Genomic DNA, 14,826 nt, shown 5'->3' on the forward strand with positions numbered 1-14,826 from the left:
AAAAACAGCCTGCCTCCATTATGGAAGCAGGCTGTTTTTGTATAGACTGAATTGTGAACGATACGCGAGATACGTCTTCAAGACGAAGGAGAAGGCGATTCCACCGGCAATTCCGATTAAATACGGCATGACTTCCGGATGTGCCAAGATATAGTCCATGACTTTGTGGAACGAGAGGTGACGACCGACGAAGTAGCCGGCGCCTAAGAACACGCTGATCCAAATCAACGCACCTGTATACGCATAACTCGCAAACACGCGAAACGGCATTTTCGAGACACCTGCAAAAAAGGCAGAGAGTTGGCGGAGACCAGGTATGTAGTAACCGATGATCAAGACCGATTTTCCGTAACGACGAAATCCGGCTTCAGCGGAAAGAATATGTTTTTCTGAGATACGCATTTTCGGTCCGACGCGGTGTAATAGTGGCATACCGAGTTTTAATCCGAGTAAATAGCTGATCGTCATCCCGATACAACTGCCGGCGTAAGCGGCGAGGATCGTACCGACGAGTGGTAGATTGCCTTGATGCATCCAAAAACCGGACAGGACGAGCAGGGTCTCATCAGGAACCGGCAATCCCACGATACCACCTGCGAGAAGGACGGAGAGACCAAGGGCACCGTATTGGTGCAGGATGTCATGTAAGAGATGATGAATCGGGGACACCTTCTTTCGTGAGAGTCTTCTTCTTCAGTGTACAGGAAATAGGGGACGGTTGGAATGAAAGGACAAAAATTCTAGGTAAAGAAAAAATGAATTTTGATTTCCGGAAGTCAACCCTTTTTCTCGATACCGTTTCGGGCTATACTCGTTAAAGTGACTATTTTTAGAGGACGGTGTCGGACGATGATGCATGTAATAAATCAGTACGGCTGGATCGAAGTAATTTGTGGCAGTATGTTTTCCGGGAAATCGGAAGAGTTGATTCGTCGTGTCAGACGGGCGCAGTACGGCAAACTGCCCGTTCAAGTATTCAAGCCGGCAATCGACGACCGGTACCATGAAGAGCATGTCGTCTCTCATATCGGCAACTCCGTCGTGGCGATTCCGATGGCGACGAGTCGCGATCTCTACGCAGCAGTAGCAGAGGAAACACAAATCGTCGGAATCGATGAAGTTCAATTCTTTGATGATGAGATCGTACAAGTCATCGAAGCACTTGCACAAGACGGAAAACGCGTCATTTGTGCAGGCCTTGATCAAGATTTCCGGGCAGAGCCATTCGGCAAGATGCCGGAATTACTGGCGCGCGCAGAATTCGTGACGAAGCTGCAAGCCATCTGTCTTTCGTGTGGTGATCCGGCTTCCCGGACACAACGGTTGATTGATGGAAAACCAGCGAACTACGATGATCCGATCATCCTAGTGGGCGCTTCAGAATCGTATGAGCCACGGTGCCGCCATTGCCATGAGGTGCCTGGAAAGCCGAAGCCGCTCCAATCGGTGCAGCACCAAGAAAATTAAAAAAGACGTACCGATCGCGGTCGTCCTTTGATGTAACAGCTATTCGCTTTTAAGTGAATAGCTGTTTTTTTATTATCCCGTTTCCTGTGAGAACCGGCTTGAGCGTTCGATAAAGCGGATCGTCTCACGAACGATCAAATCCTGATCATGATCGAGGGTCGCGACGTGGTACGAGTTCAGTAAACAGTAGCTTCGTTTATCATTCGTTCCGATGTGCTGATGCAGATAATCCGAGCTCGACGGCGGGACGACGTGATCGGTCGCCGAGTAGAGAATTAATGTCGGCAGAAGGATTGATCCTAAGCGTCCTTTCGTTTCATCCATCAGACGGACGAGTTCGAACGCACAACGACTTGGAACGAGGTCATAGATGATTTCGAAAGCAGACCGTTTGATGTCCGGTGCCCCTTCCGGTAAGTACTGTGGACCGTCCTCGAACGAAAGTGCTTCATAGGATGGAACGGAAAGTGCGGCATTGATCGTAATGATGCCGGCAAACGGAATGCCGTCAGCAGCGAGTGACAGTGCAAGCGTCGCACCCATCGATTGACCGATGACGAAGACTTGATCGCATGTTTCTTGTAAACGTTCATAGCCGTCTTGCAGGCTTTGCTTCCAACATCGAGCAGTCGATTGTTCAAACTCGCGGACGTTCGTTCCATGTCCGCGTAAGCGCGGGGCATAGACGGTAAAACCTTCAGCAGCGAATGCCTCACCGACGTCGCGGACACTTTGCGGAGTGGCATTAAAACCATGACAGATTAGAATACCGATCGGTCCACCTTGAAAATAAAACGCTTCAGCACCAGTCAATACAGGATAGTTCATCATTACTATTTTTCCTCCATTCATGAAAAAAACTCGTCGACGTCACTGCTTGGACGCCCACGAGTTTTTCACCGTATCATCCAAAGCCGCGCTTTGCTGGTCGGAGCACCTTACAGATTGCAGGTTGCCGTGAAGTCATAGAGCCAGGTCTCTCGTTCACTCTTGATAAATATCATATTGGAATTGTCGGAATAATCATTGAAACGATGGTAGCACGACCAAAAATGACTTGTCAAATCTTTCTTGACGAATCATGATCCGTTGAGTAAGCTAACTCATAACTTGTTCATCCATCGATATGCGCCAAATGGATTATTTTTGCAAAGTTGGTTGACTTTTAAAGTTTCGACCCGTAATGTAAAAATTAGTTTTACGACATAAGCAACAACGCAACAACACACATACGAATTTCATACCGCAATACTTATCCAGAGAGGTGGAGGGACTGGCCCTACGAAACCTCGGCAACAGACTCATTATGAGCACTGTGCCAATTCCATCAGACAGATGTCTGAGAGATGAGTAGAGTGGATTCTGCCACTGTGCGGATCCAGGTCTCTTCTTGTTTCTCAAGAAGGGACCTTTTTTGTTGAATGAAGGGGGAAAACGGAATGATCGCATTTCATCAAGTCAAGAAAACGTACGTCACGAAAGATCAGACGATCGCAGCGCTCGACGGTGTCGACCTGACGATCGAAAAAGGCGAAATCTTTGGTGTCATCGGCTTTAGCGGTGCCGGAAAAAGTTCACTACTCCGCTGTGTCAATCTATTAGAACGACCGACGTCAGGAACGGTGACGGTCGATGGAGAAGATTTAACGCAACTGTCTCCGAAAAAATTGCGCCAAGCAAAACAACGGATCGGGATGATCTTTCAGCACTTCAATCTATTGAATGCGAACACGGTCTTTGCGAATGTCGCGAAACCACTCGTTCTCGCAGGCGTCAAGAAAGACGAAATTCGCCGCCGGGTGACGGAGTTACTCGAATTCGTCGATCTCGCGGACAAGGCGGATCATTATCCGGATCAATTGTCGGGTGGGCAGAAACAGCGCGTTGGTATCGCCCGGGCACTCGCGACGCAACCTTCCGTCCTCTTATGTGACGAAGCGACGTCAGCACTCGATCCCCAAACGACACATCATATTCTCCAGTTATTAAAACGTATCAATGCGGAGTACGGGATCACGATTCTCTTGATCACCCACGAGATGGGCGTCATTCGGGAGATTTGCGACCGCGTCGCTGTCATTGAAGCTGGGAAACTGATCGAGTCAGGAACGGTCTTTGATGTCTTTTCAAACCCGCAGACCGAGACAGCACAGAACTTCGTCCGCTCCGTCATGCACGACGAGATTCCAGCATCGATTCGCCAGTTGATCGAGTCCCGGAATGCGAATCCGATCTATAAGATTCATTTCCTCGGACATCACACCGGGCAGCCGCTCTTATCGCAAGTTGCGAAACGCTTTGACGTCGATGTCAACATCTTGCACGGTAGCATCACGGAGTTGCAGGATACGCCGTTCGGCACCTTACTCGTCGAGTTGATTGGTGAGCAGGCTGAAGTGAAACGAGCGTTACACTACATCGATCAGGCACAGGTGACGGTCGAGGAGGTACTTGCTCATGCTAGTTAATTACAGTGATATCTGGACAGCATTTTTGCAGACGATGACGATGGTATCCGTTTCGCTCTTATTCTCGACCTTGATCGGCTTACCACTCGGGATCCTGCTTGTCGTCACGCGAAAAGGAGCATTGCTTGAAAATGTCCCGCTGTTCACGTTCTTCAACAGTATCGTCAATATTTTCCGCTCGATTCCGTTCATCATCTTACTCGTCGCGATCATCCCGTTGACGCGCTTGATCGTTCAGACATCGATCGGAACAGAAGCCGCCATCGTCCCGCTCGTCTTTTACGCTGCACCGTACATGGCGCGTCTGATCGAGAGTTCTTTACTCGAAGTCGATAAAGGCGTTCTTGAAGCAGCAGAAGCGATGGGCGCGACACCGTTTCAAACGATTTTCCGCTTCCTCCTACCGGAAGCACTCGGTTCACTCATCCTGAACTTAACGATCGCGACGGTTGGCTTGATCGGGGCGTCAGCGATGGCAGGTGCGATTGGAGGCGGTGGTCTCGGCGACTTAGCGATCACTTATGGCTATCAACGATTCGACACGAAAGTCATGATCATCACGGTCGGGATTCTCGTCATCTTAGTCCAAGGCTTACAGACGACAGGCAACATCGTCGCACGAAAAATTAGAAGACATTAATCAAGGGAGCGATTCAGCCATGAAAAAAGCAGTAGCGATTGGAGCAACACTCACGACGATTTTATTTGCCGGATGCGCAGCATCAGGAGAAGACGAAAAGACGATCAAGCTCGGTGTCAGCGGTTCCGACACACAAGTTTGGGATTATGTCGCGAAAAAAGCAGAGAAGGAAGGCATCAAAATCGAGCTCGTCAAGTTCTCCGATTATGTCCAGCCGAACATGGCACTGGCTGAGGGTGAGATCGACGCCAATGCTTTCCAGACGATTTCCTACTTCAACGCTTTCAAGAAAGAACATAACTTGAAGCTATCGCCGATTGCGACGACTGTCATCGCACCGATGGGGATCTACTCAGATAAATACAAGGATGTCAAAGACATTCCAAATGGCGGAAAAATCGCTGTTCCGAACGAAGCGACGAACATGGGACGTGCCCTCTTGTTACTGCAAGAAGCAGGTCTGATCAAGCTACCGGACGACTTCGATGGCAACGGTTCGGTCGATAAGATCGTCGAGAATCCGAAAAAGCTGAAAATCGTTCCGATCGTCGCCGGGCAAACGCCACGCGTCTTACCGGACGTCGCGGCATCAATCATCAACAATGGCATTGCCGTTGACGCTGGCTTCAACCCGATCAAGGACTCGATCGTCCATGAGAACGAGACAGCAAAACCATACATCAACATCATCGCGACACGGACGGAAGACAAGAACAAAAAAGAACTGAAAAAAATCGCATCGCTGTATCAACAAAAAGATGTCGCGGCCTTCATCAAAAAAGAATATAAAGGCAGTACGATCCCGACGTTCGTTCCATTGAGCGATATCGGCGAATAATTTCAAAAGGAGAGTGGACAGTATGACGACACCAGTACGCACGACATGGGTAGAGACGATTGAACAGGACATCGAACAAAAACGGGAATCGTATCTTGAGACAAGTCATCGGATTCATGCAACGCCGGAAATCGGGAACGAGGAATTCTTTGCTTCGCGGCTCCATGCGGAGCGTCTAACAGCGGAAGGTTTTACAGTAGAACTCGGCGTCGCGGGGCACGATACCGCGTTCTTCGCGAAGAAATCGAGCGACCGACCAGGCGCAACGATTGCCTTTCTTGCTGAATACGATGCGTTGCCGGGTATTGGTCACGCGTGCGGTCATAATATCATCGGCACGACGAGCGTCGCAGCGGCAATCGCGCTCAGTAAAGTGCTCGATGAAGTCGGCGGGAGTGTCGTTGTCCTTGGAACACCAGCCGAGGAAGGTGGACCGAACGGTAGTGCGAAAGGCAGTTTCGTCAAACATCAGTTGCTGGAAGGGATCGATGCAGCCTTGATGGTCCATCCGTCGGGACAAACACGGATCACGGGTTCTTCCCTTGCGGTCGATCCGCTCGACTTTGCCTTTACGGGTCGTCCGGCACACGCAGCGGCGTCACCGGAGGAAGGCATCAACGCCCTTGACGCTGTCATTCAACTCTTCAATGGAATCAATGCGTTACGTCAGCAATTACCGGACGATGTCCGGATTCACGGAATCATCACGCATGGAGGTGATGCGCCGAACATCATCCCGGAATACGCAAAAGCACGTTTCTTCATCCGGGCGACGACACGGGAACGATTGAATGCCGTCACGGAAAAAATCAAAGCCGTCGCCCAAGGCGCGGCACTCGCGACTGGGGCGACACTTGACGTCATCGCCTTCCAAAATGAAGTCGATAACCTCGTCTTCAACCGGACGTTCGACCGTCTGTTCCAAGAAGAAGCAGAATCGCTTGGTGAAAAGGTCCACTTAGACGAACGACCGGGTCTTGGCTCGACGGATGCCGGTAACATCAGTCAAGTCATTCCGACGATCCATCCGTATATCAAGATAGGTCCGGACGATCTCGTCGCGCATACGGAAGCATTCAAAGAAGCGGCTCGTTCAGAAGCTGGAGATGAAGCCTTGATCACGGGTGCGAAAATCCTCGCTCGGACAGCGCTTCGCGTCCTCGCTGATGAACGGACGCGCGGGGCGATCGCTCAAGAATTCCACGATCGGAAGAACGGATATTTATGAGCGGAAAACAACGACTGGATGCACTGCTATCAGGTGCTCCGGTCGTTTTTGAGATGCGGTCGATCACGAATTGGTGATGGGTGACAGAATTGGAGCGAAATCAAAAAAGAGACAAGACAGAAGCATTTGCGCTTTGTTTTCTTGAAAAAGATATGCTAGGCTAAAATTGTATAACTCAATAATCCAGTTCTTCGGGGTAGGGTGAAAATCCCAACCGGCGGTGATGCGATCGATTGATCGACGAGCCCGCGACCTGTGATGTACGCATCATGGCTGACTTGGTGAGATTCCAGGGCCGACGGTAAAGTCCGGATGGGAGAAGAACGAAACGACACGATTCAAGCCGTTTTCTGAAAAAATGTTTTCAGGAGATGGTCTCTTTCTGCATGAAAAAAATGCAGGGAGCGAACCGTGTATTTCGTGAACCCTTCTATACAGACGCCCCTTTTTCAAGGGGCGTCTTTTTTCATTTGAAAGGAGTGAACGCGATGTCACAGATGATGAGTTATGCCATGCAATTAGCACAAATGTTACACGGACAAACAAGTCCGAATCCAAGTGTCGGCTGTGTCATCGTCAAACAAGGACGCATCATCGGCTTTGGTGCGCACCGGTTTGCCGGTGGTCCGCACGCAGAAGTCGAAGCCTTACGGATGGCAGGGGAAGCCGCCCGTGGTGCCGATCTTTACGTGACGCTCGAGCCATGCAACCATCACGGCAAGACGCCACCATGCACGGAAGCGATTCTACAAGCAGGAATCAAACGAGTCTTCGTCGCAACGGAAGACAAACATGCGATCGTCGCTGGTTCCGGAATCAAACGACTACAGGACGCGGGAATCGAAGTCGAGGTTGGCTTGTTACGACATGAGGCAGAAGCCCTCTACACGGCATTCTGGAAGACGATCGAACGAAAACGTCCGACCGTGACCGTCAAAATCGCTCAGACGATGAACGGGATCGCGGCGACAGGTGAACAGCGCTGGATCACGTCAGAAGAAGCACGCGCGAACGGTCGTGCTCTGCGAGGTCGCCATGATGCGATCCTCGTCGGCAGTGAGACGGTCCTCGTCGATGATCCGGCACTAACGTTACGCGCGTCGTCAGGCATCGAGCCGATTCGGGTAATCGTCGATCGTCGTGGTCGGGTCCCGGAGACGGCCCAAGTTTTCCGTGATGGTAAAAATCCAACCTACTGGCTGACGAGTGTTCCTCGGATTAGTCACGATCAGGTGACGGTTCTCGTTGGTGAGTATGAGACGCCGGAAGCGATTTTGAAACGCTTATACGAACAAGACATCCGCAGTGTTTTGATCGAAGGTGGACCGACGATTCAAGCCGCTTTCCTTGAGGCAGATCTCGTTGACCGAATCGAAGTCTACCAAGCCCCATCGATTTTTGAAGGCGATGCGTGGAATAGTCAACACGATATCGAAGATCGTTTTCAAATCGACCAGGTTGAGACGGTTGGACCGGATCTCCATCTGACGTACATCCGAAAGGAGGAGACGACATGTTCACCGGATTGATTGAAGAAGTCGGAACCTTAAAACGAAAGATCCCGCGACCGAACGGGTTAGCGCTTGAAATTGAGGCGCACCAGGTACTCGAAGGAACGAAGATCGGGGATAGCATCGCCGTCGACGGGATTTGTTTGACGGTCACGTCGATGAGTCCGACCGGTTTCACAGCAGATGCCGTCCATGACACGATCCGTTCGACGGCACTCGGCACGTACCGCGTCGGAAGCCCATTGCAACTCGAACGGGCGATGCCGGCAGACGGTCGTTTCGGCGGTCATTTCGTCAGTGGACATATCGACGGAACAGCGCGGCTGATCAGTCGGCGACCGGATGGAGAAGCGATGGTTTATACGTTTGATGTCGGATCGTGGCAAAAGTATTGTATTCCGAAAGGCTCGATCGCGATCAACGGCACGAGCCTGACGTTGCAACGCGTCACGCCGGAAACGATCTCGATTTCATTGATTCCGCACTCACGTCAAGTGACGACGTTTGATCGATTGGCAAGCGGCGCAGTCGTCAATATCGAGTGTGACATGATGGCGAAACATCTCTATCATTTCACGCAGCATGAGAAGCAGACGGACTGGGCAGCATTCTTAGGAGGCGACATGTAATGAACGGATTCGACTTGATTGAAGACGCGATAGAAGATTTGAAGAACGGACGACCAATCATCGTCTGCGATGACGAGGATCGTGAGAATGAGGGCGATCTCGTCATGCTCGCGGAACACGCGACACCGGAAAACATCAATTTCATGATCACATACGGAAAAGGACTCGTCTGTGTACCAGTCAGCCCGCGGATCGCAAAGCGACTCGAACTTGCTCCGATGACAGCGAATAATACAGATCCGCATGGAACGGCATTCACGCTCAGCATCGATCATGAAGAGGCAAAGACCGGCATCAGTGCTGAGGAACGGTCGCTAACGATTCAGCGGATGCTGACGGATGGACCGGAACGTTTCAAACGACCGGGTCACATCTTTCCGTTGATCGCCAAAGAGGGTGGTGTCCGGGAGCGACGTGGACATACGGAAGCGGGTGTCGATCTTGCCCGTCTTGCCGGTAGCGATGAGATCGCCGTCATCTGTGAAATCATTAAGGAAGACGGCACGATGGCACGGGTCGATGATCTACTTCTCTATAAGGAAGAACATGATTTAAAACTGATTACGATCGAAGCACTCGTCGCGTATCTCGAGCGACCGTTGAAGCGGGAGGCGGAAGTGTTGCTTCCGACGACGTTCGGAGCCTTTCGGATGATTGGCTATACGACACAAGATAAGAAAGAACATGTCGCTGTCTTATCCGGTGAAGCGCACGACGGGATGCTCGTCCGTCTACACTCGGAATGCCTGACAGGGGACGTCTTCGGTTCGAAGCGTTGCGATTGTGGACCGCAACTCGATGCGGCACTCGAGCGGATCGAACGAGAAGGTGGAGCCGTCCTCTATTTACGTCAGGAAGGACGCGGCATCGGTCTGATGGCGAAGTTAAAAGCGTACGAGTTACAGGAACAAGGACTCGATACGGTCGAAGCGAACCATGCACTCGGTTATCCGACGGACATGCGTGATTATACGGTCGCAGCGAACATGTTGTGTGATCTCGGCGTGACGAAGATCCGCTTGATGACGAACAATCCGGACAAACAACGGGTGCTCGAACAAGAAGGCATCGAAGTCATCGAACGCGTGCCCCATCAAGTACCGGCTGAACCTGAAAATCAACGTTATCTGAAAACAAAACAAACGAAACTCGGGCACTGGCTCGATATCCAAGGAGGACATACATCATGATCTACGAAGGTTTCTTAACAGGAGAAGGACTACGCGTCGCAATCGTCGCTGCACGTTTTAACGAATTGATCACTTCAAAACTCGTCGGAGGAGCAAACGACGCTTTCCGCCGCCACGGTGTTGCAGCGGATGCTGTCGATACAGCGTGGGTTCCGGGAGCATTCGAAATTCCACTCGTCGCGGAAAAGTTAGCGAAAAGCGGCAAATATGACGCCGTCATCACGCTGGGTGCCGTCATCCGCGGAGCGACGTCACACTATGATTACGTCTGTAACGAAGTCGCGAAAGGTGTCGCGAGTGCGTCGCGCGACACAGGCGTACCGATCATCTTCGGTGTCCTGACGACGGATTCAATCGAGCAAGCAGTCGAACGTGCCGGTACGAAAGCTGGGAACAAAGGCTATGAAGCTGCGGTTTCTGCGATTGAGATGGCGAATCTTTTACGGACGATCTAACGAACCAGAAACAGGCTGATGGAAGCTTCCATCAGCCTGTTTTTTTGCGGGAATCTCACGAACACTGAACCAAATTTCAAAAAAAGAATAGTAGATTTGAAATTTGAGGGTTCGTTTTGAAGTAGAACGGTAATGGTCTACTAAAGAAAGTTTGAAACATTTTCCAATGTTTTTCGTAAATCAGGGTAACGCGTACAAAGGAGGAAATGAATATGAAGAAAACAAGGTGGGTAGCAGCCGGGATTGTCGCAGCATCGATTGGACTAGCCGGATGCCAAGATGGACAGACGGATTCAGGTAGTGGCAGCGGATCTGGTTCGACGAAGTCGGGGGAACTCTCGAACACAGAGCTATTAAAGAAAGCGACAGCCGCTCAAGAGGACATCAAATCGTTCCACATGGAAGGAACGGTCAGCTCTAAAGCAGGTGAGATGGCGATGGATCAGAAGGTTTCCGCTGATATCATTCAAAAGCCGCTCGCGATGAAACAGACGATGACGATGAAAAATCCTGAAGACGGGAAAGACGTGACGATTGAAAGTTACATCGTTGACGATAAAATGTACCTCTCGCAAAACGGACAATGGATCGTTCAAGACGTTTCAGAACTAGGCGAGATGGTCGAAGCGATGGAATCATCGGCATCGACGGAACAAAACTTGCAGCTCCTAAAGAAATACAAAGATAATTGGACAGCGAAAAAAGAGGGCGATGTCTATCAGATCGACGTTAAGCTGAGTGGTGATGACCTGAAAGCCTTCATGAAGGATTCACTCGAACAGACAGGACAGATGGCGCAGATGAAAGATGCGATGGATAGCATCGATTATAAAAAGATGAACTACAAAATGACGTACGACGCGAAGACGTTCTATCCGAAGTCACTCGACATGGATATGGTGTTTGCGATTGAAAAAGAGACCGAGTTCAACATGAAGAATGAGTCGACGTTCTCGAAATTCAATGAGATCGACGAGATCACATTACCGGCGGAAGCAAAAGACGCACAACCGCTCACAGGTGCTGGACAGTAAAAAATGAAAAAACAAGCCCCTCTCTTCTGATGTGAAGACGAGGGGCTTGTCGTTTAGACTTGGAACTGGCGGAGAACATCCTTTAGTGCTTCCGCCTGTTGTTGACTGACGGAAGTCTGTTCATGGACATCTCGGAACGCTTGGACGGAATGATTGATTTGCTCCGACATCGATTGTGTTCCCTGCGCACCATCATTGACGGTGACGGCAACATCGTGGATGACACCAAGCATGTTCGCTGTCAGTTCCTGAAGTTGACCGGCTTGGGCAGCGAAGTGTTCCGCTGCATCACCGAATAAATGTGCGTCGTTCCGATACTGGACGGAGGCATCCTCAAACAAATCGTAGTCTTTGGCGACCTTTGTATCAATGAAAGAGAGCATCTCGCCGGACGCGGCGTTCAAGTGTTCAACGGACTCGATGACAGAAATCGAGACATCTTGGATTTGTTCGACGGTATCCCGGCTACTTTCAGCAAGTTTGCGAATTTCATCGGCGACGACGGCAAAGCCGCGACCGACTTCACCAGCGCGTGCTGCTTCAATTGAAGCGTTAAGGGACAATAGATTCGTTTGCGCCGCGATCGAGAGGATCGCGTCCGATAAGACGGAAATTTCCTTGACAGCCTTTGCGCGAGCCATTGCGTCCTCGAGTTTACTTTTCGTTTCAGCGAGAATGTGATTCGCGGTCTGTTTCGCTTCGGTTGCGACGACTTGAAGCGATTCAGCACGTCCACCCACTTCTTGTGCCCGTTTTCCATTCGCTTCTGCACCAGCGACGATATCATGAATCGTCGCTTCCATATCGACAGCAGACGAGTTCATCTCTTCGGCAGAAGCAGCTGTCTCCTGCATCCCGGCTGATAAGTTTTCAATCGTATGGGAAGTCGACGCCATATCCTGATCGAGTTCGCTGATTCGACCGGAGACGTGACGTGAAGTCGATACGACGTGGGTTGCTGTATCATCGACTTGAATGATGATCGTCCGTAAGTGGGCGATGAATTGATTCATCGACTGGGCGATTTGTCCAATCTCGTCATCACGTACGACGTCGAGTTGTGCCGTCAAGTCGCCACCTTGTGTTGCTAGTTCATACGTTTTCGCCTGTAGTTGGCGGAGTGGACCGAAGATCGAGCGTAAAATCAAGACGGTGAAGATGACACCGAGTAATCCGACGACACCGATGATCGTGAAGAGAAGGATGTGAGCTGTATTGGCAGAACTTGTGATGGCATCACCATTTATTTTCGCTTGTTGATTATTGTATTTCACGATTTTCGTTAATTGATCAGAAACGGCGAAGTATGAATCACGACTCTCACCTTCATAATAGGTGACCGCTTCTTTTTGGGTTTCCGGCGTACTAAGGGCGAGAAGGCGATCAGTCGTCTCATTGAAAGTTTGCCATTTTTTCGTGAGATCATTGAACAGTGCGCGATCGCTTTCTAAATAAATCGTTTTCTCGTATTTCGCGAGATTCGCGTCAACGGTCGCTAAACCGTCTTTGACACGCTTATCATAACCGGCTTTAATTTCTGGATCATTTTCTTGAATGTGTAATAATTCAACACGTCGTAAATCAGACAGTGCCGTGTTCGTTTCATGGGATAAGTTCAGACCAGGAATCCAAGACGAGGTGATCGTTTGACTCTCTTGGTCAACACGATTGAGAGAAGATGCGCCGTATAAACCGACACCGATCAAGCTAAGCAAAAGTATGGAGGACAATAAGATAAGCTTTGTTTTAATCTTCATATGATTCGCTCCTTTTTTGCAAGATGAACTATTTATTTTCTTGATTATACCTTCACAAGTAAAAAATTTACTTATTATCAAAAAAATTAAAACGTAAAATAGTTCCATGAAAAAATAGTTTGACAATTATCAGTAAATTCTGAAAAGATGGTAAGGAACTACATATCTCATAAAGGGAGGTAAGACGAATGGGAAATTCATTTAGTGAGTGGATTAGTGCGGTGTCCGATATCGTATGGGGACCACCGTTACTCATTCTGTTGGTCGGTACGGGGATTTACTTGACGATTCGCTTAGGATTCATTCAAATTACCAAACTGCCGTATGCGCTGAAGCTTGCGTTTTCAAAGCATCAGGACGATAAGTCAGAAGGTGACATCAGTCACTTTCAAGCGTTGATGACGGCACTGGCTGCGACCGTCGGTACGGGGAATATCGTCGGTGTCGCAACCGCCGTCGTCCTCGGGGGACCAGGCGCGATCGTCTGGATGTGGCTGTCCGGTCTGTTCGGGATGGCGACGAAATACGCGGAAGCGATCCTTGCCGTCAAATATCGTGTCGTCGATGAGAAAGGACAGATGGCAGGAGGACCGATGTATTACCTTGAGCGGGGACTGAAGCAAAAATGGCTCGGTGTCTTGTTTGCTGCATTCGCTTCGATCGCTGCGTTTGGGATCGGAAACGGGGTCCAGACGAACTCGGTCGCCCTCGCGATGAAATCGACGTTCGATGTGCCACTTTACGTGACGGGGATCGCGTTGATGGTATTGACGGGTGTCGTCATTCTTGGTGGGGTCAAGTCAATCGGGAAAGTCGTCAGTCTGTTCGTTCCGTTCATGATTTTCTTCTATGTCGGAAGTGGTTTACTAATTCTCATCATGAACTATGATCTGATTCCAGGTGCGATTTCAACGATCTTCAGTAGTACATTCTCAAACGAGGCCATCACGGGTGGGGCAATCGGAGCGGCGATTCGTTATGGTGTCGCGCGTGGTGTGTTCTCAAATGAAGCAGGACTCGGTTCAGCACCGATCGCAGCTGCTGCTGCGAAGACGGACTTCCCGGGCCGTCAAGCGCTCGTCTCGATGACGCAAGTCTTCCTCGATACATTGGTCGTCTGTTCGATCACGGGTCTGACACTCGTCATGGGGGGACAACTCGATACGGACTTGCAAGGCGTTGAACTGACGACGGCGAGCTTCGAAGTCTTCCTCGGTCCTGCCGGGAAATACATCGTTACGATCGGTCTCGTCATGTTCGCGTACTCGACCGTTCTTGGCTGGTCGTACTACGGTGAAAAATCGATCTATTATCTGTTTGGTCAAAAATCAATCCTACCGTACCGCATCCTGTTCGTCTTAGTCGCTGGAGCAGGTGCAATGACGACGAACTTGAACATGGTGTGGGCGATTTCTGATGTCTTCAACGGATTGATGGCGATTCCGAACTTAATCGGTTTGATTGGACTGTCCGGCGTCGTCATTGCCGAGACACGACTGTTCCGCGAACAGTTGAAACGAGAAGAAGCGAATCGGAAGGTTTCGTAGGATACATGCTCTAATAACGAGTTCGTGTATGATGAAGTATGAAAAAAGGAGATCACGTTCCG

14 protein-coding genes and 3 riboswitches are annotated in these 14,826 nt (G+C 50.1%); of the genes, 11 read left to right on the plus strand and 3 right to left on the minus strand.

What is annotated here, in order from left to right; genetic code table 11:
- Window positions 1–18: 18 nt before the first annotated feature.
- A complete protein-coding gene (locus KNQ06_RS00395) occupies window positions 19–669 on the minus strand; it encodes a DedA family protein (RefSeq protein WP_050676976.1) in 651 nt (216 codons plus the stop codon).
- A 183-nt stretch (window positions 670–852) separates the two neighbouring features.
- Here KNQ06_RS00395 and KNQ06_RS00400 point away from each other — a divergent pair, with 183 nt between their 5' ends.
- On the plus strand, window positions 853–1,467 hold the full coding sequence (locus KNQ06_RS00400) for a thymidine kinase (RefSeq protein ID WP_029342777.1): 615 nt from the start codon (window positions 853–855) through the stop codon (window positions 1,465–1,467).
- A gap of 72 nt (window positions 1,468–1,539) precedes the next feature.
- Here the strand turns inward: KNQ06_RS00400 and KNQ06_RS00405 are convergent, their stop codons facing one another.
- A complete protein-coding gene (locus tag KNQ06_RS00405) occupies window positions 1,540–2,298 on the minus strand; it encodes an alpha/beta hydrolase (protein ID WP_251133456.1) in 759 nt (252 codons plus the stop codon).
- A gap of 67 nt (window positions 2,299–2,365) precedes the next feature.
- Window positions 2,366–2,467, minus strand: a riboswitch (SAM riboswitch).
- A 249-nt stretch (window positions 2,468–2,716) separates the two neighbouring features.
- A riboswitch (SAM riboswitch) is annotated at window positions 2,717–2,820 on the plus strand.
- Window positions 2,821–2,906: 86 nt separating this feature from the next.
- Between KNQ06_RS00405 and KNQ06_RS00410 the strand changes: the two genes are divergently transcribed.
- The 9 genes from KNQ06_RS00410 (at window position 2,907) to KNQ06_RS00450 (ending at window position 11,460) form a co-directional block, all read left to right on the plus strand.
- On the plus strand, window positions 2,907–3,935 hold the full coding sequence (locus KNQ06_RS00410; protein WP_215146997.1) for a methionine ABC transporter ATP-binding protein: 1,029 nt from the start codon (window positions 2,907–2,909) through the stop codon (window positions 3,933–3,935).
- Complete coding sequence (locus KNQ06_RS00415; protein ID WP_023469541.1) at window positions 3,925–4,575, plus strand: methionine ABC transporter permease; 651 nt, start codon at window positions 3,925–3,927, stop codon at window positions 4,573–4,575. The genes KNQ06_RS00410 and KNQ06_RS00415 overlap by 11 nt, the downstream gene beginning before the upstream one ends.
- Window positions 4,576–4,594: 19 nt before the next feature.
- Complete coding sequence (locus KNQ06_RS00420; RefSeq protein WP_023469540.1) at window positions 4,595–5,413, plus strand: MetQ/NlpA family ABC transporter substrate-binding protein; 819 nt, start codon at window positions 4,595–4,597, stop codon at window positions 5,411–5,413.
- A gap of 22 nt (window positions 5,414–5,435) precedes the next feature.
- Window positions 5,436–6,641: a M20 family metallopeptidase gene (locus KNQ06_RS00425; protein WP_214858463.1), complete on the plus strand. Its 1,206-nt coding sequence runs from the start codon at window positions 5,436–5,438 to the stop codon at window positions 6,639–6,641.
- A 183-nt stretch (window positions 6,642–6,824) separates the two neighbouring features.
- Window positions 6,825–6,969, plus strand: a riboswitch (FMN riboswitch).
- A gap of 160 nt (window positions 6,970–7,129) precedes the next feature.
- Entirely contained in the window at window positions 7,130–8,170 is a 1,041-nt protein-coding gene (ribD, locus tag KNQ06_RS00430; RefSeq protein ID WP_214858461.1) for a bifunctional diaminohydroxyphosphoribosylaminopyrimidine deaminase/5-amino-6-(5-phosphoribosylamino)uracil reductase RibD, read from the plus strand.
- Window positions 8,155–8,781, plus strand: coding sequence for a riboflavin synthase (ribE, locus tag KNQ06_RS00435; protein ID WP_064299226.1), 627 nt, complete (start codon window positions 8,155–8,157; stop codon window positions 8,779–8,781). Before ribD ends, ribE begins: the two co-directional genes overlap by 16 nt.
- Window positions 8,781–9,971 (plus strand): GTP cyclohydrolase II, encoded by a 1,191-nt coding sequence (gene ribA, locus KNQ06_RS00440; RefSeq protein WP_214858459.1) that lies wholly within the window; start codon window positions 8,781–8,783, stop codon window positions 9,969–9,971. The genes ribE and ribA overlap by 1 nt, the downstream gene beginning before the upstream one ends.
- Window positions 9,968–10,426, plus strand: a complete 459-nt coding sequence (gene ribH / locus KNQ06_RS00445; RefSeq protein ID WP_035395821.1) for a 6,7-dimethyl-8-ribityllumazine synthase — start codon at window positions 9,968–9,970, stop codon at window positions 10,424–10,426. Before ribA ends, ribH begins: the two co-directional genes overlap by 4 nt.
- A gap of 212 nt (window positions 10,427–10,638) precedes the next feature.
- Entirely contained in the window at window positions 10,639–11,460 is an 822-nt protein-coding gene (locus KNQ06_RS00450; protein WP_064299228.1) for a DUF6612 family protein, read from the plus strand.
- Window positions 11,461–11,513: 53 nt separating this feature from the next.
- Here the strand turns inward: KNQ06_RS00450 and KNQ06_RS00455 are convergent, their stop codons facing one another.
- Window positions 11,514–13,217, minus strand: a complete 1,704-nt coding sequence (locus tag KNQ06_RS00455) for a methyl-accepting chemotaxis protein (RefSeq protein ID WP_215146999.1) — start codon at window positions 13,215–13,217, stop codon at window positions 11,514–11,516.
- Between the two features lie 188 nt (window positions 13,218–13,405).
- Between KNQ06_RS00455 and KNQ06_RS00460 the strand changes: the two genes are divergently transcribed.
- Entirely contained in the window at window positions 13,406–14,764 is a 1,359-nt protein-coding gene (locus tag KNQ06_RS00460; protein ID WP_215147001.1) for an alanine/glycine:cation symporter family protein, read from the plus strand.
- Window positions 14,765–14,826: the final 62 nt, after the last annotated feature.

The sequence above is a fragment of the Exiguobacterium sp. s91 genome (assembly GCF_018618915.1).
Taxonomy (GTDB): Bacteria; Bacillota; Bacilli; order Exiguobacteriales; family Exiguobacteriaceae; genus Exiguobacterium_A; species Exiguobacterium_A abrahamii.